Source organism: Streptomyces sp. NPDC088812 (assembly GCF_044750285.1).
Lineage (GTDB): Bacteria > Actinomycetota > Actinomycetes > Streptomycetales > Streptomycetaceae > Streptomyces.
The window spans coordinates 242,927-261,241 of sequence record NZ_JBIVJP010000002.1; the positions used below are offsets into that span (position 1 = coordinate 242,927).

At 71.7% G+C, this 18,315-nt stretch carries 18 protein-coding genes and 1 tRNA gene; 9 read left to right on the forward strand and 10 right to left on the reverse strand.

Annotated features, from left to right (window positions below; all coding sequences use genetic code 11):
• Nucleotides 1–400: 400 nt before the first annotated feature.
• From ACIP67_RS04845 to nth, 3 genes are all read right to left on the reverse strand, one after another.
• On the reverse strand, nucleotides 401–1,600 hold the full coding sequence (locus ACIP67_RS04845; RefSeq protein ID WP_401687418.1) for a MarP family serine protease: 1,200 nt from the start codon (nucleotides 1,598–1,600) through the stop codon (nucleotides 401–403).
• Nucleotides 1,601–1,613: 13 nt separating this feature from the next.
• Nucleotides 1,614–2,309, reverse strand: coding sequence for an NUDIX hydrolase (locus ACIP67_RS04850; protein ID WP_401687421.1), 696 nt, complete (start codon nucleotides 2,307–2,309; stop codon nucleotides 1,614–1,616).
• 288 nt (nucleotides 2,310–2,597) lie between these two features.
• The gene (gene nth, locus ACIP67_RS04855; RefSeq protein ID WP_401687424.1) at nucleotides 2,598–3,587 is read right to left on the reverse strand and encodes an endonuclease III; all 990 of its coding nucleotides are present in this window, start codon (nucleotides 3,585–3,587) and stop codon (nucleotides 2,598–2,600) included.
• 251 nt (nucleotides 3,588–3,838) lie between these two features.
• Between nth and ACIP67_RS04860 the strand changes: the two genes are divergently transcribed.
• Nucleotides 3,839–4,513, forward strand: a complete 675-nt coding sequence (locus ACIP67_RS04860; protein WP_133928442.1) for a Crp/Fnr family transcriptional regulator — start codon at nucleotides 3,839–3,841, stop codon at nucleotides 4,511–4,513.
• Between the two features lie 158 nt (nucleotides 4,514–4,671).
• On the opposite strand, the gene ACIP67_RS04865 is transcribed toward ACIP67_RS04860, so the two are convergent.
• The 4 genes from ACIP67_RS04865 to ACIP67_RS04880 all read right to left on the reverse strand — a co-directional run bounded on the left by ACIP67_RS04865 (nucleotide 4,672) and on the right by ACIP67_RS04880 (nucleotide 7,360).
• On the reverse strand, nucleotides 4,672–5,502 hold the full coding sequence (locus tag ACIP67_RS04865; protein ID WP_401687428.1) for an MBL fold metallo-hydrolase: 831 nt from the start codon (nucleotides 5,500–5,502) through the stop codon (nucleotides 4,672–4,674).
• Nucleotides 5,499–6,368: an NUDIX hydrolase gene (locus ACIP67_RS04870; protein WP_401687431.1), complete on the reverse strand. Its 870-nt coding sequence runs from the start codon at nucleotides 6,366–6,368 to the stop codon at nucleotides 5,499–5,501. Before ACIP67_RS04870 ends, ACIP67_RS04865 begins: the two co-directional genes overlap by 4 nt.
• Nucleotides 6,369–6,743: 375 nt before the next feature.
• On the reverse strand, nucleotides 6,744–7,205 hold the full coding sequence (locus ACIP67_RS04875; protein WP_389525119.1) for a RidA family protein: 462 nt from the start codon (nucleotides 7,203–7,205) through the stop codon (nucleotides 6,744–6,746).
• A complete protein-coding gene (locus ACIP67_RS04880; protein WP_003967454.1) occupies nucleotides 7,202–7,360 on the reverse strand; it encodes a DUF4177 domain-containing protein in 159 nt (52 codons plus the stop codon). The genes ACIP67_RS04875 and ACIP67_RS04880 overlap by 4 nt, the downstream gene beginning before the upstream one ends.
• A 139-nt stretch (nucleotides 7,361–7,499) precedes the next feature.
• Here ACIP67_RS04880 and ACIP67_RS04885 point away from each other — a divergent pair, with 139 nt between their 5' ends.
• Nucleotides 7,500–8,477 carry an ArsA family ATPase gene (locus tag ACIP67_RS04885; protein ID WP_401687434.1) on the forward strand — a complete coding sequence of 326 codons (978 nt, stop codon included), beginning with the start codon at nucleotides 7,500–7,502 and terminating at the stop codon, nucleotides 8,475–8,477.
• Nucleotides 8,474–9,919, forward strand: coding sequence for an ArsA-related P-loop ATPase (locus ACIP67_RS04890; protein ID WP_401687437.1), 1,446 nt, complete (start codon nucleotides 8,474–8,476; stop codon nucleotides 9,917–9,919). The genes ACIP67_RS04885 and ACIP67_RS04890 overlap by 4 nt, the downstream gene beginning before the upstream one ends.
• Before the next feature lie 162 nt (nucleotides 9,920–10,081).
• On the opposite strand, the gene wblA is transcribed toward ACIP67_RS04890, so the two are convergent.
• Nucleotides 10,082–10,420, reverse strand: a complete 339-nt coding sequence (wblA, locus tag ACIP67_RS04895; protein WP_190046553.1) for a transcriptional regulator WblA — start codon at nucleotides 10,418–10,420, stop codon at nucleotides 10,082–10,084.
• A 411-nt stretch (nucleotides 10,421–10,831) separates the two neighbouring features.
• On the opposite strand from wblA, the gene ACIP67_RS04900 reads away from it, so the two are divergent.
• The gene (locus ACIP67_RS04900) at nucleotides 10,832–13,117 is read left to right on the forward strand and encodes a transglycosylase domain-containing protein (RefSeq protein WP_401687440.1); all 2,286 of its coding nucleotides are present in this window, start codon (nucleotides 10,832–10,834) and stop codon (nucleotides 13,115–13,117) included.
• Between the two features lie 164 nt (nucleotides 13,118–13,281).
• On the opposite strand, the gene ACIP67_RS04905 is transcribed toward ACIP67_RS04900, so the two are convergent.
• Complete coding sequence (locus ACIP67_RS04905; RefSeq protein WP_401687443.1) at nucleotides 13,282–13,746, reverse strand: GatB/YqeY domain-containing protein; 465 nt, start codon at nucleotides 13,744–13,746, stop codon at nucleotides 13,282–13,284.
• Between the two features lie 75 nt (nucleotides 13,747–13,821).
• On the opposite strand from ACIP67_RS04905, the gene ACIP67_RS04910 reads away from it, so the two are divergent.
• From ACIP67_RS04910 to ACIP67_RS04925, 4 genes are all read left to right on the forward strand, one after another.
• On the forward strand, nucleotides 13,822–14,748 hold the full coding sequence (locus ACIP67_RS04910) for a metallophosphoesterase (protein ID WP_401687446.1): 927 nt from the start codon (nucleotides 13,822–13,824) through the stop codon (nucleotides 14,746–14,748).
• Between the two features lie 270 nt (nucleotides 14,749–15,018).
• The gene (locus tag ACIP67_RS04915; RefSeq protein WP_401687449.1) at nucleotides 15,019–15,804 is read left to right on the forward strand and encodes a Pr6Pr family membrane protein; all 786 of its coding nucleotides are present in this window, start codon (nucleotides 15,019–15,021) and stop codon (nucleotides 15,802–15,804) included.
• Between the two features lie 51 nt (nucleotides 15,805–15,855).
• Nucleotides 15,856–15,929 (forward strand) — tRNA-Pro (locus tag ACIP67_RS04920).
• A gap of 211 nt (nucleotides 15,930–16,140) precedes the next feature.
• The gene (locus ACIP67_RS04925) at nucleotides 16,141–17,034 is read left to right on the forward strand and encodes a phosphorothioated DNA-binding restriction endonuclease (protein ID WP_401687452.1); all 894 of its coding nucleotides are present in this window, start codon (nucleotides 16,141–16,143) and stop codon (nucleotides 17,032–17,034) included.
• A gap of 8 nt (nucleotides 17,035–17,042) precedes the next feature.
• On the opposite strand, the gene ACIP67_RS04930 is transcribed toward ACIP67_RS04925, so the two are convergent.
• A complete protein-coding gene (locus ACIP67_RS04930) occupies nucleotides 17,043–17,738 on the reverse strand; it encodes an SDR family NAD(P)-dependent oxidoreductase (protein WP_401687455.1) in 696 nt (231 codons plus the stop codon).
• Nucleotides 17,739–17,826: 88 nt separating this feature from the next.
• Between ACIP67_RS04930 and ACIP67_RS04935 the strand changes: the two genes are divergently transcribed.
• Entirely contained in the window at nucleotides 17,827–18,225 is a 399-nt protein-coding gene (locus ACIP67_RS04935) for a MerR family transcriptional regulator (RefSeq protein WP_401687458.1), read from the forward strand.
• The last annotated feature ends 90 nt before the right edge of the window (nucleotides 18,226–18,315 follow it).

Consider the following 18,315-nt stretch of genomic DNA (forward strand, 5'->3'; position numbering starts at 1 on the left):
CGCATCCTGCGCCGCCGGGCCCGCTGGGTCTCGGTACGCCTGCGTCACCCCCGCGGCTGACGACCGGCCCACCACGACACCCCCCGCGACACGCCTCCTGCGGGCTCCGTCCCGTACGGCACCGTCCGGCGTCCCCCTGCCCCCGGGCACAGCCGCTCCCCCGGTCGCACCTGCACCTGCACCTGCCGCAGACGCACCGGCACAAGGCACGCATCACCCGCACGGGGCATGCACACGGGACGCCCGCGACCCGCACGAGGCATGGGCACGGGCACCCGCGACCCGGACGGGGCATGCACACGGGCACCCGCACAGGGCATCCCGCGCGGGTACGGAGCCCGCTTGGGTACGGAGCCCGCGTGGGGCCTGTCCGGCGGGCCGCCCGGCGTGCGGCGGAGGACTACAAGGCGCAGTTGTCGCTGTCGACTTCCTGGCCGGCGGTGCGCCCCTGGGCGATGTCCTGTTCGATCTCGTCCGCGGTGAGCGCGTATCCGGTGTCGGCGTCGTCGAGGGACTTCGCGAAGACCACGCCGTACACCTTGCCCTCGGGGGTGAGCAGCGGGCCGCCGGAGTTGCCCTGGCGGACGGTCGCGTACAGGGAGTAGACCTCACGGCTGACGGTGCCGCGGTGGTAGATGTCGGGGCCGTTGGCGTCGATGCGCCCGCGCACGCGCGCGGCGCGGACGTCGTACGACCCGTTCTCGGGGAAGCCGGCGACGATCGCGCTGTCGCCGCTCGCCGCGTCCGCGGTGGTGAACTCCAGAACGGGTGCGTCGAGGTCCGGTACGTCCAGGACGGCGATGTCGCGCTTCCAGTCGTACAGCACGATGGTGGCGTCGTACTTGCGGCCCTCGCCGCCTATCTGGACGGTGGGCTCGTCGACGCCGCCGACCACGTGCGCGTTGGTCATGACGCGGCGCTCGTCGAAGACGAAGCCGGTGCCCTCCAGGACCTTGCCGCAGCTCTCCGCGGTGCCCATGACCTTGACGATGGAGCGCTGCGCACGCGTGGCCACCGCGCTGCCCGCGAGCGCCGGGTCGGGCGGCTGGACGTCGGTGATCGGCTCGTTGGAGAACGGGCTGAAGACCTGCGGAAAGCCGTTCTGCGCGAGGACGGTGGAGAAGTCGGTGAACCAGTTGTCGGCCTGGTCCGGCAGTGCCTGGGAGACCCCGTGCAGCACCGTGGAGTTGCGGACTTCCTTGCCCAGCGTGGGCAGGGTGGTGCCGGCGAGCGCGGAGCCGATCAGCCATGCCACGAGCAGCATGGCGACGACGTTGACGAGGGCGCCGCCGGTGGCGTCCAGCGCGCGGGCCGGCGACCAGGTGATGTACCGGCGCAGCTTGTTGCCGAGGTGGGTGGTCAGGGCCTGGCCGATGGAGGCGCAGACGATCACCACGACCACCGCGACGACGGCGGCCGTCGTACTGACCTCGGCGTTGTCGGTCAGCGCGTCCCAGATGACGGGCAGCAGATACACGGCGACGAGGCCGCCGCCCAGGAACCCGATCACCGACAGGATGCCGACGACGAAGCCCTGGCGGTAGCCCACCACCGCGAACCACACGGCCGCGACCAGCAACAGGATGTCCAGCACGTTCACGAGGGACACCCTGTCATGACCGCCAGTCGAGCGGGACCAGCTTCTCGCGGTCCCAGGGCAGCTCCCATCCCGCGTAGTGCAGCAGGCGGTCGATGAGTCCGGCGGTGAACCCCCAGACGAGGGCGGAGGCGACCGTGAACGCCGCACCGCGGTGGCCCGAGGGGTGCACGGCCATGGCGCGGTTCGCGGGGTCCGTGAGATCGGCCACGGGGACCGTGAAGACGCGGGCCGTCTCGGCGGGATCGACCACGCCGACCGGGCTCGGCTCCCGCCACCAGCCGAGGCACGGCGTCACGACGAAGCCGCTGACCGGGATGTACAGCTTGGGCAGCACGCCGAAGAGCTGCACACCGGCCGGGTCGAGGCCGGTCTCCTCCTCGGCCTCCCGCAGGGCCGCCCGCAGCGGCCCGTCGCCGTACGGATCGCCGTCCTCCGGGTCGAGGGCGCCGCCCGGGAAGGAGGGCTGCCCCGCATGCGAGCGCAGCGAGCTGGCCCGCTCCATGAGCAGCAGCTCGGGGCCGCGCTCACCCTCCCCGAAGAGGATCAGCACGGCGGACTGCCGTCCCGCGCCGTCCTCCGGCGGCAGGAACCGGCTCAACTGCCGCGGCTCCACCGTCTCCACGGCCCGCACCACCGGCTCCAGCCACTCCGGCAGCCCCGCCCTGCTGACCGTCACCGGTCCGCCGTGCGTGTCACTCGCCCTTGTCACCGAGACACCACCCCCGTCCTGCCGAATCCAACGCCCGAGCCCCCGTAGATCGTTCCGCGGCACGTGCCGCTGCCGGGGCGTTCGGAGGGCGGGGCAGGGAGCCGTCACCGGGGCCGGAGAGAGGGCACGCGGTCGACCGTGGGCCCGGGAAGGAGCACGCGATCGGACGCGGGCCCGGGAAGGAGCGCCCGGTCGACCGTGGGCCCGGGAAGGAGCACGCGATCAGACGCGGGACCGGGAAGGAGCGCGCGATCGGACGCGGGCCCGGTCCCGGGTCCGTCGCTCCCGTCATCCGGCCCCCAGCGGGGGCGCCGGCCGGCCTCCGGCGTCCAGGTAGGCCTGGGGCGGGTTCAGGCGCTGGCCGGGGAAGCCGCCCTTCTCGTACTTCAGGAGCTTCGTCGCCTTCTCCGGGTCCGTCTCGCCCTCGCCGTACGCCGGGCAGAGCGGGGCGATGGGACAGGCCCCGCAGGCGGGCTTGCGGGCGTGGCAGATGCGGCGGCCGTGCCAGATGACGTGGTGGGAGAGGTCGGTCCAGTCGCTCTTGGGGAAGAGCGCGCCGATCTCCGCCTCGATCTTGTCGGGGTCGGTCGCCTCGGTCCACTTCCAGCGCCGTACCAGCCGCTGGAAATGCGTGTCCACGGTGATGCCGGGCCTGCCGAACGCGTTGCCCAGCACCACGAAGGCGGTCTTGCGGCCCACGCCGGGCAGCTTGACCAGGTCCGCCAGCTTCCCGGGGACCTCGCCGTCGAACTCCTCCACCAGGGCCTTGGACAGCCCGGTCACCGACCTGGTCTTGGCGCGGAAGAAGCCGCACGGCCGGAGGATCTCCTCGACCTCCTGCGGGTCGGCGGCGGCCAGGTCCTCGGGGGTGGGGTACTTGGCGAAGAGGGCGGGGGTGGTCTGGTTGACCCGCAGGTCGGTGGTCTGCGCGGACAGGACCGTGGCGACCAGCAGCTGGAAGGGGTTCTCGAAGTCGAGCTCAGGGTGGGCGTAGGGGTAGACCTCGGCGAGCTCGCGGTTGATCCGGCGTGCGCGGCGGACGAGGGCCGTACGGGACTCGGGCTTCCGCGCCGCGGGCGCCGCCTTTCCCGGCGGGGTCTTCCCGGCCGATGGCCTGGCAGGCTTCCGCTCCACGGACCCTGCCCCCAGGGGCTCCTTCTCCACGGGCTCCTTCTTCACGGGCGCTTTCTTCATAGGCGCCTTCTTCGTCACCTTCGCCGCTTTCTCACCCTCACCGGACGCCTGTTCGCCCACAGCGGAATCTTGTCGTACAACCACCGCCCAACCCCCTCAGGCCTGCACTCTCACCGGCGATTTGGACACCCGGCCAGCCTAAAGCCCACCGCCGACATCCGCCTTGGCCTCGGAAGATCAGCCCCCGATTGGACCCCTGCCGCTCACCTCAGGACACCTGTGCGGCATCCTTGTGACAGATCACACTGTTTGGACCGTCCGGCAAAATGGGGAACACGGTCCCCTGGCAGACAGGGGAGCAAGATCCCCTGAGCAGGTCGACAAGGAGAGAACTCGTGGACGACGTTCTGCGGCGCAACCCGCTCTTCGCGGCACTCGACGACGAGCAGGCCGCGGAGCTGCGCGCCTCCATGAGTGAGGTGACCCTCGCCCGTGGCGACTCCCTGTTCCACGAGGGCGACCCGGGCGACCGGCTCTACGTCGTCACCGAGGGCAAGGTGAAGCTCCACCGCACGTCCCCGGACGGCCGGGAGAACATGCTGGCGGTGGTCGGACCCAGCGAGCTGATCGGCGAACTGTCGCTCTTCGACCCCGGCCCGCGTACGGCGACCGCCACCGCGCTGACCGAGGTGAAGCTGCTGGGCCTCGGCCACGGCGACCTCCAGCCCTGGCTCAACGCCCGCCCCGAGGTGGCCTCCGCGCTGCTGCGCGCCGTCGCCCGGCGCCTGCGCAAGACCAACGACGCCATGTCGGACCTGGTCTTCTCGGACGTGCCCGGCCGCGTCGCCCGCGCCCTGCTGGACCTCTCCCGCCGCTTCGGCGTGCAGTCCGAGGAAGGCATCCACGTCGTCCACGACCTCACGCAGGAGGAGCTGGCCCAGCTCGTCGGCGCCTCCCGCGAGACGGTCAACAAGGCACTCGCCGACTTCGCCCAGCGCGGATGGCTGCGCCTGGAGGCGCGCGCGGTGATCCTGCTGGACGTGGAGCGGCTCGCGAAGCGGTCGCGCTGACCGACGGCACCGACCACCCTTGCGACCGCCGACGGCCGACCGCCGACGGCCGACCGCCGACGGCGGTCGCAGGCCGTTGCGGCGGCCGCAGGCCGTTGACGAATCCGGGCCGTTGACGAATCCGGGCTCAGTGATGAGCCCGGGCGACGGCACATGTCCTAGATGAGCCCGTGCTCCTCCAGGTACTCCATCTGTGCCCGTACGGACAGCTCGGCGGCCGGCCACAGGGAGCGGTCCACGTCGGCGTAGACGTGGGACACGACCTCCTCGGCGGTGCGGTGGCCGTTCTCGACGGCCGTCTCGACCTGGGCCAGACGGTGGGCGCGGTGGGCGAGGTAGAACTCGACGGCGCCCTGGGCGTCCTCCAGGACGGGGCCGTGGCCGGGGAGGACCGTGTGGACGCCGTCGTCGACCGTGAGGGACCTCAGCCGCCGCAGGGAGTCCAGGTAGTCGCCCAGACGGCCGTCGGGGTGGGACACGACCGTCGTACCGCGGCCGAGGACCGTGTCACCGGTCAGGACGGCGCTGTCGGCCGGAAGGTGGAACGACAGGGAGTCGGCGGTGTGACCGGGCGTCGGGACGACCCGCAGCTCCAGCCCGCCGACGGTGATCACGTCACCGGCGGCCAGCCCCTCGTCGCCGAGCCGCAGCCCGGGGTCCAGGGCCCGCACCTCGGTGCCGGTCAGCTCGGCGAAGCGGGCGGCGCCCTCGGCGTGGTCGGGGTGACCGTGCGTGAGCAGGGTCAGGGCGACGCGCCGGCCGGCCTTCTCCGCCGTGTCGACGACCGCGCGCAGATGGCCGTCGTGGAGCGGCCCCGGGTCGATCACGACGGCCAGGTCGGAGTCCGGCTCGGCGACGATCCAGGTGTTCGTCCCGTCCAGCGTCATCGCGGAGGCGTTGGGCGCCAGGACGTTGACCGCGCGGGCGGTCGCGGGACCGGAGAGGACCCCGCCGCGGGGCCGGCCGGGAAGGGCTGCTGCGTCCGTCATGCGGGGGCTCCACCTGTGGGGATGTGTCGGGTGAACTCGTCGTGGCCCGGCCAGGTCAGCACGACCTCGCCGTCATCGAGGCGCGCCCGTGCCAGAACGGGCGTGAGATCGCGCGCGGCGGCGCCCGCCACGGCCTCGGCGGCCGTGGCGCAGGACGTCAACTGGCGCAGGGTCGCGATGGTGGGAGGCATCATCAGCAGCTCGCCGTCGTCGTACGCCGCGGCCGCGTCCGCCGGCCGGATCCAGACCGTGCGGTCGGCCTCCGTGGACGCGTTGCGGGTGCGCTGCCCCTTCGGGAGCGCGGCGACGAAGAACCAGGTGTCGTAGCGGCGGGGCTCGAACTCCGGGGTGATCCAGCGCGTCCAGGCGCCCAGGAGGTCGGAGCGCAGTACCAGTCCGCGGCGGTCGAGGAACTCCGCGAAGGACGTCTCGCGGGCGACCAGGGCGGCCCGGTCGGCCTCCCAGTCGGCGCCGGTGGTGTCCCCCACGACGGAATCGGCGGCCGGCCCGGCGAGCAGGACCCCCGCCTCCTCGTACGTCTCCCGTACGGCCGCGCAGACGATCGCCTGGGCCCCCGCCTCGTCCACCCCGAGCCGCTCGGCCCACCACGCGCGCGTGGGTCCCGCCCAGCGCACGTGACGGTCGTCGTCCCGCGGGTCGACTCCCCCGCCCGGATAGGCGTACGCCCCGCCGGCGAAGGCCATGGAGGCGCGTCTGCGCAGCATGTGGACGACGGGACCGCCGTCGGTGTCCTTCAGCAGCATGACGGTGGCCGCGCGCCTCGGCACGACCGGCTCGAGGGTCCCGTCCGCCAGTGCGCGGATGCGGTCCGGCCAGTCCGCGGGAAACCACTGCCCATTCGCCATGGCCGGAGGCTATCCCGTGGTGCGTGAATGTTCGAGAGGTGCCTGGGGGACCCTGGGCCGCCCAGGACGCACCGAGCGGGGCACTGGGCGGGCGCCGGGCCCCGGCGGCGCCGGGGGCACCGGCTTCCCCGGAACCGGCAGCCGCCCACCGGCCGTCCGACCACCGGTAGCCGCCCACCGGCCCTCCGGCCGCCGACAGCCGCCCACCGGCCCTCCGGCAGCCGCCCGCCAGCCCTCCGGCCGCCCGCCAGCCCTCCGGCCGCCGACAGCCGGCCACCGGCATCCACCCGCCGGCGGCCGACGAACCCACCGGCGTACCGACCACCGGCGTACCGACCACCGGCAGACGGCGACCGCCGCCTCCTTGCTTGCGCCCTACGCCAGCTCGACCTGGATCTCCACCTCGACCGGCGCGTCCAGCGGCAGCACCGCGACGCCCACCGCGCTGCGCGCGTGCACGCCCTTGTCACCGAGGACCTCGCCCAGCAGCTCGCTCGCGCCGTTGAGGACGGCGGGCTGGCCGGTGAAGTCGGAGGCCGAGGCGACGAAGCCGACGACCTTCACCACGCGCGCGATGCGGTCCAGGTCGCCCGCGACCGACTTGACGGCGGCCAGGGCGTTCAGGGCGCAGGTGCGGGCGAGGTTCTTGGCCTCCTCGGGGGTGACCTCCGCGCCGACCTTGCCGGTGACCGGCAGCTTGCCGTCCACCATCGGCAGCTGGCCGGCCGTGTACACGTACGGTCCGGACTGCACGGCGGGCTGGTAGGCCGCCAGCGGGGGGACGACCGCCGGCAGGGTCAGGCCCAGCTCGGCGAGCCTCGCCTCGACGGCGCTCACGCCTTCTCCCGCTTCAGGTAGGCGACGAGCTGCTCGGGGTTGTTCGGTCCGGGCACGACCTGGACGAGCTCCCAGCCGTCCTCGCCCCAGGTGTCCAGAATCTGCTTCGTGGCGTGGACGAGCAGCGGCACGGTTGCGTATTCCCACTTGGTCATGGGCCGACTGTATCCGCTGTGGACCGCGTGACCCGTCGCAGGCCATGTGGCCGATTGCCGCCCCTGCGCCGGGACGGGCGCACCCCGTTGTCCACAGCCTCCCGATTGGTCCGGGCGCCGACTGGTTACGCTCGAAGACGTGAGCAGGCTCCAGGTCGTCAGCGGCAAGGGCGGGACCGGAAAGACGACGGTCGCCGCCGCACTCGCGCTGGCCCTCGCGTCCGAGGGGAAGCGGACGCTTCTCGTCGAGGTCGAGGGCCGGCAGGGCATCGCGCAGCTCTTCGAGACGGAAGCGCTGCCTTATGAGGAGCGGAAGATCGCCGTCGCTCCCGGGGGCGGGGAGGTGTACGCCCTCGCCATAGACCCCGAACTGGCACTTCTGGACTACCTCCAGATGTTCTACAAACTGGGCGGTGCCGGACGGGCCCTGAAGAAGCTCGGCGCGATCGACTTCGCCACCACCATCGCGCCCGGGGTGCGGGACGTCCTCCTCACCGGCAAGGCGTGCGAGGCGGTGCGCCGGAGGGACCGCAGCGGCCGGTTCGTGTACGACTACGTCGTCATGGACGCCCCGCCCACGGGCCGGGTGACCCGCTTCCTGAACGTCAACGACGAGGTCGCCGGGCTGGCGAAGATCGGCCCCATACACAATCAGGCCCAGGCGGTCATGAGGGTGCTGAAGTCGTCGGAGACGGCGGTGCACCTGGTGACGCTGCTGGAGGAGATGCCCGTCCAGGAGACCGCGGACGGCATCGCCGAACTGCGGGGGGCGGGGCTGCCGGTGGGGCGGGTCGTCGTCAACATGGTGCGGCCGGAGCTGCTCGACGCGGACGGGCTGGAACTCCTGCGGACGGTGGGCCGTTCCTCTGTCGCGCGGTCGCTGTCGGCCGCGGGACTCGGCGGGGCGCGGCGCGGCGGGCACGCGGAGCGGCTGGTCGACCCGCTCCTGGCGCAGGCCGAGGAGTACGCCGAGCGGTACGCGCTGGAGCACGAGCAGCGGTCCGTCCTGGCCGAGCTGGACCTGCCGCTGCACGAACTGCCGCTGCTCGCCGAGGGCATGGACCTCGCGGGCCTCTACGAACTCGCCACCGAGCTGCGGAAGCAGGGGATGTCATGAGTCCGGACCAGGCTCACGGCCAGGGGAGCACCCGGCACCGCCTCTCCCCCGCGCGCGTGCTGGACGTCGACCCGCTGCTCGACGATCCGGGCACGCGCATCATGGTGTGCTGCGGCTCGGGCGGTGTCGGCAAGACGACGACGGCGGCCGCGCTGGGCCTCAGGGCCGCCGAGCGGGGCCGCAAGGTGGTCGTCCTCACCATCGACCCGGCGCGCCGGCTCGCGCAGTCCATGGGCATCGACTCGCTCGACAACACCCCGCGCCGGGTGAAGGGCGTCGAGGGCGACGGCGAGCTGCACGCGATGATGCTCGACATGAAGCGCACCTTCGACGAGATCGTCGAGGCGCACGCGGACCCGGAGCGGGCGGCCGCGATCCTGGGCAACCCCTTCTACCAGTCGCTTTCGGCGGGCTTCGCGGGCACGCAGGAGTACATGGCGATGGAGAAGCTCGGGCAGCTGCGCGCCCGGGACGAGTGGGACCTCATCGTCGTCGACACGCCGCCGTCCCGTTCGGCGCTGGACTTCCTGGACGCGCCCAAGCGGCTCGGGTCGTTCCTGGACGGCAAGCTGATCCGCCTCCTGCTCGCGCCCGCCAAGGTCGGCGGCCGCGCGGGGATGAAGTTCCTGAACGTCGGCATGTCGATGATGACCGGCGTCCTCGGCAAGCTGCTCGGCGGTCAGCTGTTGAAGGACGTGCAGACGTTCGTGGCGGCGATGGACTCGATGTTCGGTGGCTTCCGTACGCGCGCGGACGCGACGTACAAGCTGCTCCAGGCGCCCGGGACGGCGTTCCTGGTGGTGGCGGCTCCCGAGCGGGACGCCCTGCGGGAGGCGGCGTACTTCGTGGAGCGGCTGGCCGCCGAGGACATGCCGCTGGCGGGTCTGGTGCTCAACCGGGTCCACGGCAGCGGCGCCGCCCAGCTGTCCGCCGAGCGGGCGCTCGCCGCCGCCGAAAATCTTGAAGAGCCCCGCATTGTGGATCAGGACGACGGGAAAGCTGGACTTCGTAACTCCCCCGACACGTATGGCAGTTCGGCACCAGATACCCCCGACTCCTCCGGCTCCCCCGACTCCCCGGTGGACGGGTCCTCCGGCTCCCCGGTGGACGGGCCCCCTACGACCCGGGCCTCGACAGCCCAGCCCCCGGCACGGCGCTCCCCCGCGCCCCGGTCGCCGGCCGCCACGTCCGACTCCCCCGCGGACGCGGACCGGACCGTCGACGATCTCACGGCGGGCCTGTTGAGGCTGCACGCCGAGCGGATGCACCTGCTCTCCCGCGAGCAGCGCACCCGCGACCGCTTCACCGCGCTCCACCCCGAGGTCGCGGTCACCGAGGTGGCCGCACTGCCCGGCGATGTCCACGACCTCGCGGGGCTGCGGGACATCGGGATCCGGCTCGCGGCCAACCGGCCGGAGCTGCCCGAGGCGGCCGACGGATGAGCCGACTGCCCACAGCCGAGCCGACCGGCGTCGGCTGAACCGGCAACCGAGCCGACACCCGGCGGTCGAGCCGGCTTCCGGACCGAGCCGGCTTCCGGCGGCCGAGCCCACAGCTGGGCCAGTGACCGCGTCGGCTTCCGGCGGCCGAGCCGAGGGGTCGCCTCAGCTCACCGCCGCGTAGTTCTCGTACACCTGGTCGTCGTCGAGGGGCACGATGCCCGCTCCGCGCTCGTACTCCGAGCGCGCCGTCTCCAGCAGCCGGCGCCACGAGGTGACGGTCGGCCGCCTGCGCAGGAGGGCGCGGCGCTCGCGCTCCGTCATGCCTCCCCACACGCCGAACTCGACGCGGTTGTCGAGCGCGTCGGCGAGGCATTCGGTGCGTACCGGGCATCCGGTGCACACCGCCTTGGCCCTGTTCTGCGCTGCTCCCTGAACGAACAGTTCATCCGGATCGGTAGTGCGGCAGGCAGCCTGCGCACTCCAGTCGGTTACCCAGCCCATACCGGCGCCGTCCTCTCCCGAATCGAGGCTCCCCCACGGCGGCAGCGGCATATTCACCGCCGCCGCCAGTTGAGGACGTTACGGAAGGTGGGCACAGCGCAACACCCCCTTCGGGCCCAATCTTGAATGGCCCGAACGGACTATGCGCAAGCGGCAGATCACCCGGGGGAGTGAGCCTGCGACATGCACGACTATCCGCTGCAAAACGGGACAGTCCTGTTGAGTCACAACGGACGCCGAGTGACACACGAGGCGGATTCGGACACGCTCTCACCAAGAAAGCGAGAAACCTCCGGAACGATTCGGGGTCTCCGGACGTATTGATACGTAGCCCTGCCGCTGTGACAGTTGAGGGCAGCTTAGGCCAAGGCATTGACGCGTGTCCGGCGAATGAGAACGTAGGCTTCCCCCATGCCAAAGAAGCGCTCGGGCGGTGGTCTGACGGCGACGCAGCAGGCCGCCCAGTTCCTCGGTGTCAGTGTTCTCGCGGGAGCCGTGCTGGCCGGTATCGCCCTGCCCGCGTTCGGTGCCCTGGGCCTGGCCGCCAAGGGGTCGGTGGAGTCGTTCGACGAACTCCCGGCCAATCTCAAGACGCCACCGCTGAGCCAGCGCACCACGATCCTCGACGCCAAGGGCGACCAGATCGCCACGGTCTACTCCCGTGACCGCACGGTCGTCGACCTCGACGCCATCTCGCCCTACATGCAGAAGGCGATCGTCGCGATCGAGGACTCGCGCTTCTACGAACACGGCGCCGTCGACCTCAAGGGCGTCCTGCGCGCGCTGAACCAGAACGCGCAGAGCGGCGGGGTCTCCCAGGGCGCCTCGACGCTCACCCAGCAGTACGTGAAGAACGTCTTCGTCGAGGAGGCGGGCGACGACCCGACGAAGGTCGCCCAGGCCACCCAGCAGACCATCGGCCGCAAGATCCGCGAACTGAAGTACGCGATCCAGGTCGAGGAGGAGCTGGGCAAGAAGAAGATCCTCGAGAACTACCTGAACATCACGTTCTTCGGCCAGCAGGCGTACGGCGTGGAGGCCGCCTCCCAGCGGTACTTCTCCAAGAGCGCCAAGGACCTGACCCTGCCCGAGGCGGCCCTGCTGGCCGGCATCGTGCAGTCGCCGAGCCGCTACGACCCGGTCAACGACGCGGCGGAGGCCACCAAGCGGCGCAACGTCGTGCTGGAGCGCATGGCCGAGGTCGGCGACATCTCGCAGGCCGAGGCCGCCGAGGCGACGAAGGCCCCGCTCGGCCTGAAGGTCACCCAGCCGAAGAACGGCTGCATCACGGCCGTGCAGGGCGCCAGCTTCTTCTGCAAGTACGTCGAGCGGGTCTTCCTCAGCGACCCGGTCTTCGGCAAGACCAAGGAGGAACGCGCCAAGGTCTGGAACCAGGGCGGCCTCACCATCCAGACGACGCTCGACCCGCAGTCCCAGCAGTCCGTCCAGGACTCGCTCAAGGACCACGTGTACCAGTCGGACAAGGTCGCCGCGGCCGCCACGCTCGTCGAGCCCGGCACCGGCAAGATCCTTGCGATGGGCCAGTCGAAGCCGTACGGCTACGGCAAGAACGAGACCGAGTACAACTACTCGGTCGACTCGGCGATGGGCGGCTCCAACTTCGGCTGGCCGACCGGTTCGACGTTCAAGCCGTTCGTGGCCGCCGCCGCCCTGGAGGCGGGCCGGCCGATCAACCAGTCGTACGCCGCGCCGTACGAGATGCCCTACCCGGCGTCGGTCCAGACGTGCAGCGGGAAGCCGTGGACCAACGCGGCCAACGAGAAGCTGGAGAACGAGGCGGAGTCCGAGGTCGGCCCGTACACGCTGAAGGAGGCCATGGCCAAGTCGGTCAACACCTACTTCGTGCAGATGCTCGCCGACATCGGCATGTGCCCGGTGGTGAAGATGACCGACGCCCTCGGTGTGGTCCAGGGCAACGGCGACAAGGTCCCCGAGGTGCCGTCCTCGATGACGCTCGGTTCGACCGGCCTGTCGCCGCTGACGATGGCGACCGCGTACGCCGCCTTCGCCAGCCGGGGCATGTACTGCACGCCGATCGCCATCGAGTCGATCACCCAGACCGTCGGCGGCACGAAGAAGTCGCTGGAGGTCCCGAAGTCGACGTGCTCGCGCGCGATGAGCGAGAAGACCGCCGACAGCGTCAACACCCTGCTGCAGGGTGTGGTCGACTCCGGCACGGGCCAGCAGGCCGGTCTGACGGGCCGCGCGAGCGCCGGCAAGACGGGTACGACGGACGAGCGGAAGAACGCCTGGTTCGTCGGCTACACCCCGAACCTCTCCGGCGCCGTCTGGGTCGGCAGCGCCACCCAGAAGGTCAAGATGACCAACATCCGCATCGGCGGCGTCTACCACGCCCAGGTCTACGGCGGTGACACGCCCGGCCCGATCTGGCGGGACGCCATGTCCGGCGCGCTCCAGGGCAAGGAAGCCCCGAACTTCAACCTCGTCGACATCCCCGGCGGCGACAAGGACAGCGGCGACGAGGACGACGACGGCGACGACAACGGCGGCAACGACGACGGCAGCGACAACCAGGGCCTCATCGCCGGCCTGATCAACGGCGGCACGACGACCGGCGGCACGGTGCCGACCCCGTCGTACTCCTTCCCCGAGAACCTGTTCCAGGGCCAGAGCAACGGAGGCAGCGGGAACAACGGGAACGGGGGGCGTGGCTGAGCGGCCCCGCCCGTCCCGCCCGACCCTGACGTGGAACGGCCCCCGCCCCTCGTACGGAGGGACGGGGGCCGTTCCACGTCAGGGAGCCGGTCACCGTCGGCGCGAGGCGTCGGCCGTCGTCGGGCGAGGCGCCAGCCGTCGTCGGCGCGAGGCGTCGGCCGATGTCAGCCCGCGAGGAGCTTCTTCACCACGGCGGCGACCCGGCCGCCCTCCGCCAGGCCGGCCACCTTCGGGTTCACGATCTTCATGACGGCACCCATGGCCCGCGGACCCTCCGCACCGGCCGCCTTCGCCTCCTCGACGGCCTGGGCGACGATGTCGTTCAACTCGTCGTCGCTGAGCTGCTTGGGCAGGTACGCGGCGAGCACCTCGCCCTCCGCCTTCTCCCGCTCGGCGGACTCGGCGCGACCACCCAGCGCGAAGGCGTCGGCGGCCTCCCGCCGCTTCTTCGCCTCACGGGTGATCACCTTCTGCACCTCGTCGTCGGAGAGCTCGCGCTTCTCCTTGCCCGCGACCTCCTCCTTGGTGATCGCGGTGAGCGTCAGCCGGAGCGTCGAGGAGCGGAGCTCGTCGCGCTCCCTGATCGCGGCGTTGAGGTCTTCCTGCAGCTTCGACTTGAGCGTGGTCATGGCTGCGATTGTCGCAGGTGCGGACAGTCCGACGCCCGTTCATTTAACGGGCGACGGTTCTGACACGATGGACACATGCGCGCGCGATACGGAGTGCCCCTAGGAATCGCGGCGGTCGGCGCCGCCGGACTGCTCTATTCGGCGGGCTTCGAAGCCCGCTCCTTCCGCCTGCGGCGGGTGACGGTCCCCGTCCTGCCCGCCGGTATGCGTCCCCTGCGCGTGTTGCAGGTCTCCGACATCCACATGGTCGGCGGCCAGCGCAAGAAGCAGCGCTGGCTGCGCTCGCTGGCAGGTCTGCGCCCCGACTTCGTGATCAACACGGGCGACAACCTGTCCGACCCGGAGGGCGTCCCGGAGGTCCTCGACGCGCTCGGCCCGCTCATGGAGTTCCCGGGCGCGTACGTCTTCGGCTCCAACGACTACTACGGCCCGAAACTGCGCAACCCCGCCCGTTACCTGCTGGAGAAGACCCAGGGCCGCCACGGCCTGAACGGCAACGCGCCCGCGGTCAACGTCGTCCACAACCCGTGGGAGGAGCTGCGCGACGGCTTCGACGGCGCGGGCTGGCTCAACCTGACGAACACCCGCGGCACGCTCAAGGTCGAGGGCGTGTCGGTGGAGCTCACGGGCCTGGACGACCCGCACATCAAGCGGGACCGGTACGCCGAGGTGGCCGGCGGCCCGTCGGGCACGGCGGACTTCTCGATGGGCGTGGTCCACGCCCCCTACCTGCGCACACTGGACGCGTTCACCGCGGACGGCTACCCCCTGGTCCTGGCCGGCCACACCCACGGCGGCCAGCTGTGCATCCCCTTCTACGGCGCACTGGTGACCAACTGCGACCTGGACACGGACCGGGTGAAGGGCCTGTCCACCCACACGGCGGAGGACCGTACGGCGTATCTCCACGTGTCGGCGGGCTGCGGGACGAACAGGTACACCCCCGTACGGTTCGCCTGCCCGCCGGAGGCCACATTGCTGACGCTGGTGGGGCGGGAGTAGGGGGCCGACGCTGCCGGCCTGGGGGGAGGGGTTCGACTGCCCGTCGGCCCGTGGGCGGACCGGCAGCCGGGCAGACCGAACCTCCCGGGTTTCCAGGGTCGCCGGGCGTCCCGGGGTCCCGGGCATCGCGGGCGTCCCGGGGGTCCCGGGGGTCCCGGGCGTCCCAGTCGTCCCGGGGGTCCCGGCCGTCGCGGGCGTCCCGGGCTTCGGATCACCCATCCGAACCCGCCCGAATAGCCCCTTTCCTCCCCCCTCCCTAGCGTGAGGGGCATGACCGCCCCGATACCCAGGGACCTCCCGGACCTGCCGGCGATCCCGCGGACGCACGCGCTCCTGCCCTCCTCCGTCCCCGCCTCGGCGGTGGTGGCCCCCGTACGACGCCCCGTGGCCGCGGCGCTCCGCCTGCTGATCGCCGCGACCGCGGCGGCGGGCGTCGCCCTGGCCCTGCTGCTCGGAAGCCCGCTGCGGGTGCTCAGCCACTTCGCCGTCCAGAGCAGCATCCTCCTGGCCCTGGTCACGGCCCTGTCGGCCCACCGCGCCTGGACCGCCCGCCGCCCCCTCTCCCCCGCCTGGACCGGCGCGGCCCTGCTCTACGTGACGATCACCGCCCTGGTGTACCACCTGCTCCTCGCCGACACGGCGCCCCCGTTCTCCGTGACGGCCACCACAGCCGCCCCCACGCGCTGGCACGCACTCACCAGCCACCTCCTGCACACGCTGATCCCCGCGGCCGCCGTCCTGGACTGGCTCCTGCTGACCCCCGCCGGCCGCCTCCGCCTGCGCCAGGCGGCACCGTGGCTGCTGTACCCCGCGGCCTACCTGGCCTTTTCCCTCATCCGTGCGGAACTGATCACCCCGGGAACTCCCGGCCGCCACCTCTACCCGTTCCTCGACACGGCCGCCCACGGCTACCGGCACGCCCTCGCCAACGCACTCCTCCTGGGCCTGTCCTTCTACGCCCTCGCCCTCCTCCTGGTCGCCCTCGACCACGCCCGCCCGAACCCGATGCGCCTGCGCTCCAAAACCGGATTTCGCCTACAGCCACCGGTGGGCTAAAGTAAACGACGTCGCCGCAACAAGCAGCACAAGCAGGACTCGCAGCGACATCGGGGTGTAGCGCAGCTTGGCAGCGCGCTTCGTTCGGGACGAAGAGGTCGTGGGTTCAAATCCCGCCACCCCGACAGCTGAGTAGCAGATCAGAGGGCCCTTACCAGGTAGGTAAGGGCCCTCTGGCGTTGCTATCTCCACGGTCGAGAGCAGTGACACGAAGCCGTGCCGGAGTTCCCGCGGTGTCCATGCGCGGGGGAAGTCGGTGCGCTCGCGGCGGGCGCAGGCGGGGCGCAGTATCCCGGACCACGTGATGGGTGGCAGGCGTCGCTACGATCACGGGTCATGGATTGGCTGGAGCGCGCCGCGAGTCTGAGGCAATGGAGCCGGGATGGGGTGCGGGCACCGCACAAGCCGTTGCTGCTGCTGTACGCGCTGGGCCGTTTCCAGGCCGACGCCGAGGGCGAGTTGCGCTACAGCGTGGTGGAAGCCGATCTGAAGCAACTGCTGGCGGAGTACGGCCCCGCGCGCGGGACCACTCCGGCCTACCCGTTCCACCACCTGGCCAACGACGGGGTGTGGGAGGTACGCACCGACCGCGGCCCTGGCAGCCCCGGCACCGCCGTCACGGAACTGCGGGCCGGCGGCGCCACCGGGCGCCTGACCCCCGACCTGCGCGCGGCACTGCGCCGTGAGCCCTCCCTCCTGGACCGCATGGCGAGGGTCCTGCTGGACCTGCATTTCCCACCCTCGCTCCACCCGGACCTGTGCGAGGCAGTCGGCCTGGAACTGGAGCCGGCGCAGACCCACGCCCTCACCGGCCCCGAGCGACGCCGACGCGACCGCCGTATGCGGGAGTTGGTCCTGACCGCCTACGAGTACCGATGCGCCTTCTGTGGCTACGACGGCATGATCGGCACCGCCCCCGTAGCGCTGGAGGCCGCACACGTGCGGTGGTGGGCCTACGACGGCCCGGACGACGTCGACAACGGCCTGTGCCTGTGCTCCCTGCACCACAAGCTCTTCGACAAGGGCGTCCTCGGCATAGGCGACGGCCACCGCGTCCTGGTCTCCCAGCACTTCGTGGGCCGCAGCACCGCCGCCCGCGACCACGTCACCGCACTCGCCGGCCGCCCCCTCATCGGCCCCCAGCCCGGCATCCGGCGCATCGCAGACACCCACCGCACCTGGCACACCAGCCAGGTCTTCAGGGGCTCCCCACGCCCCAGCGCCGCCTGACTTCGCGCTCAGCGCTGAGGGCTGTCGGTGTCCGGCGCTTCGTCTGTGGCGCCGCGGCCGCTGTGGAGGATCTCCCTCTGCCAGCGGTGTCGTGGCTGGGTGTGCAGCCGCCAGTAGTGTTCGGCGATGGCATCCGGGTCGAAGGCCGTTCCGGGTGCGACCGGTCCGTCGATGGTGACCGTGGCCACGTGTACGCCGGACTCGCCGTACTGGTCGTCCAGCAAGGTCACCAAGGTCCGCACCCCGGCCTTGCCCAGGGAGAGGCTGACGTACTGGGGCTTCGGTTCAGGCATTCCGCCGGTGATGAGGAACGAACCGTTGCCACGCTCGGCCATGGCCGGCAGCACGTGCGCCGCGGCGGTGATCGCTCCGACCACGTTGACCGCCCAGGTGTCCAGGTGTGCGCGTACCGACAGCTCACCGAGCGCGTCCGGCCGGACGGCCGCCGCGTTGTACACCACGACGTCCGGCAGACCGAACGCGTCGATCGCGGTGTCCAGTGCGGAGCGGAGGGCGGGCGCGTCGGTGCTGTCGGCCGCCACAGCGGTGACCGGTGTCCCGCTTAAGGCGACGGCGTCGGTCACCGCCTCCAGGGTTCTCTCGGACCGCGCCACCAGCGCGACCGGCAGGCCCTCACGCGCGAAGCGGCGAGCGACGGATTGCCCGACCCCCGGCCCCGCTCCGATGATCACCGCTCCAGGCATGGTGTTCCCCTTCGTCGTCAGAACTTCCGGCGGAGGAAGGCTAAGGTCTCTCATCGGTGTGAAGGTCAACCGTGGACGGGGAGTCGACGTGCGGATCGGTGCCTTGGTCGAGGCAACTGGGGTGAGCCGGCGGTTGTTGCGGTACTACGAGGAACAGGGCCTGCTCCGGCCGGCCCGGCAGCCCAACGGCTACCGCGAGTACGCCGAAGCCGACGTCGTCACGGTCGGACGCATCCGCGCCCTGCTCGGGGCCGGCCTGCCGACCGCCGTCATCGCTCGGATCCTGGCCTGTGTCCACGACGACGGCGCACGACTGGTCCCCTCCGGATGCCCGGGTGTGATCAACCACCTGCGACGGGAACACGCCCGGATCGATGACGCGATAACACAGCTGCGCACCTCTCAGGAGGCACTCGACGCGCTGCTCGACGCGGCCCTGCGGCACTCCCACGACGCGATCACCGAGGGGGAGTCGCAGGTTTCCTGAGACCGTCGGCCGAGGGGTGGCTTCGGGGGGGGCCGATCCGGGGGCCACCGGGGAGCCCGGTTCGGGATGCGGCTGCCGAGGGGCCGCCCG

Excerpts from the sequence above, each read along its gene's own strand:
- ACIP67_RS04865 (WP_401687428.1), bottom strand. The coding sequence starts at position 5,502 with ATGACGGACGCAGCAGCCCTTCCCGGCCGGCCCCGCGGCGGGGTCCTC.
- ACIP67_RS04870 (WP_401687431.1), bottom strand. The coding sequence starts at position 6,368 with ATGGCGAATGGGCAGTGGTTTCCCGCGGACTGGCCGGACCGCATCCGC.
- ACIP67_RS04880 (WP_003967454.1), bottom strand. The coding sequence starts at position 7,360 with ATGACCAAGTGGGAATACGCAACCGTGCCGCTGCTCGTCCACGCCACG.
- ACIP67_RS04890 (WP_401687437.1), top strand. The coding sequence starts at position 8,474 with ATGAGTCCGGACCAGGCTCACGGCCAGGGGAGCACCCGGCACCGCCTC.
- wblA (WP_190046553.1), bottom strand. The coding sequence starts at position 10,420 with ATGGGCTGGGTAACCGACTGGAGTGCGCAGGCTGCCTGCCGCACTACC.
- ACIP67_RS04900 (WP_401687440.1), top strand. The coding sequence starts at position 10,832 with ATGCCAAAGAAGCGCTCGGGCGGTGGTCTGACGGCGACGCAGCAGGCC.
- ACIP67_RS04905 (WP_401687443.1), bottom strand. The coding sequence starts at position 13,746 with ATGACCACGCTCAAGTCGAAGCTGCAGGAAGACCTCAACGCCGCGATC.
- ACIP67_RS04910 (WP_401687446.1), top strand. The coding sequence starts at position 13,822 with ATGCGCGCGCGATACGGAGTGCCCCTAGGAATCGCGGCGGTCGGCGCC.
- ACIP67_RS04915 (WP_401687449.1), top strand. The coding sequence starts at position 15,019 with ATGACCGCCCCGATACCCAGGGACCTCCCGGACCTGCCGGCGATCCCG.
- ACIP67_RS04925 (WP_401687452.1), top strand. The coding sequence starts at position 16,141 with ATGGATTGGCTGGAGCGCGCCGCGAGTCTGAGGCAATGGAGCCGGGAT.
- ACIP67_RS04930 (WP_401687455.1), bottom strand. The coding sequence starts at position 17,738 with ATGCCTGGAGCGGTGATCATCGGAGCGGGGCCGGGGGTCGGGCAATCC.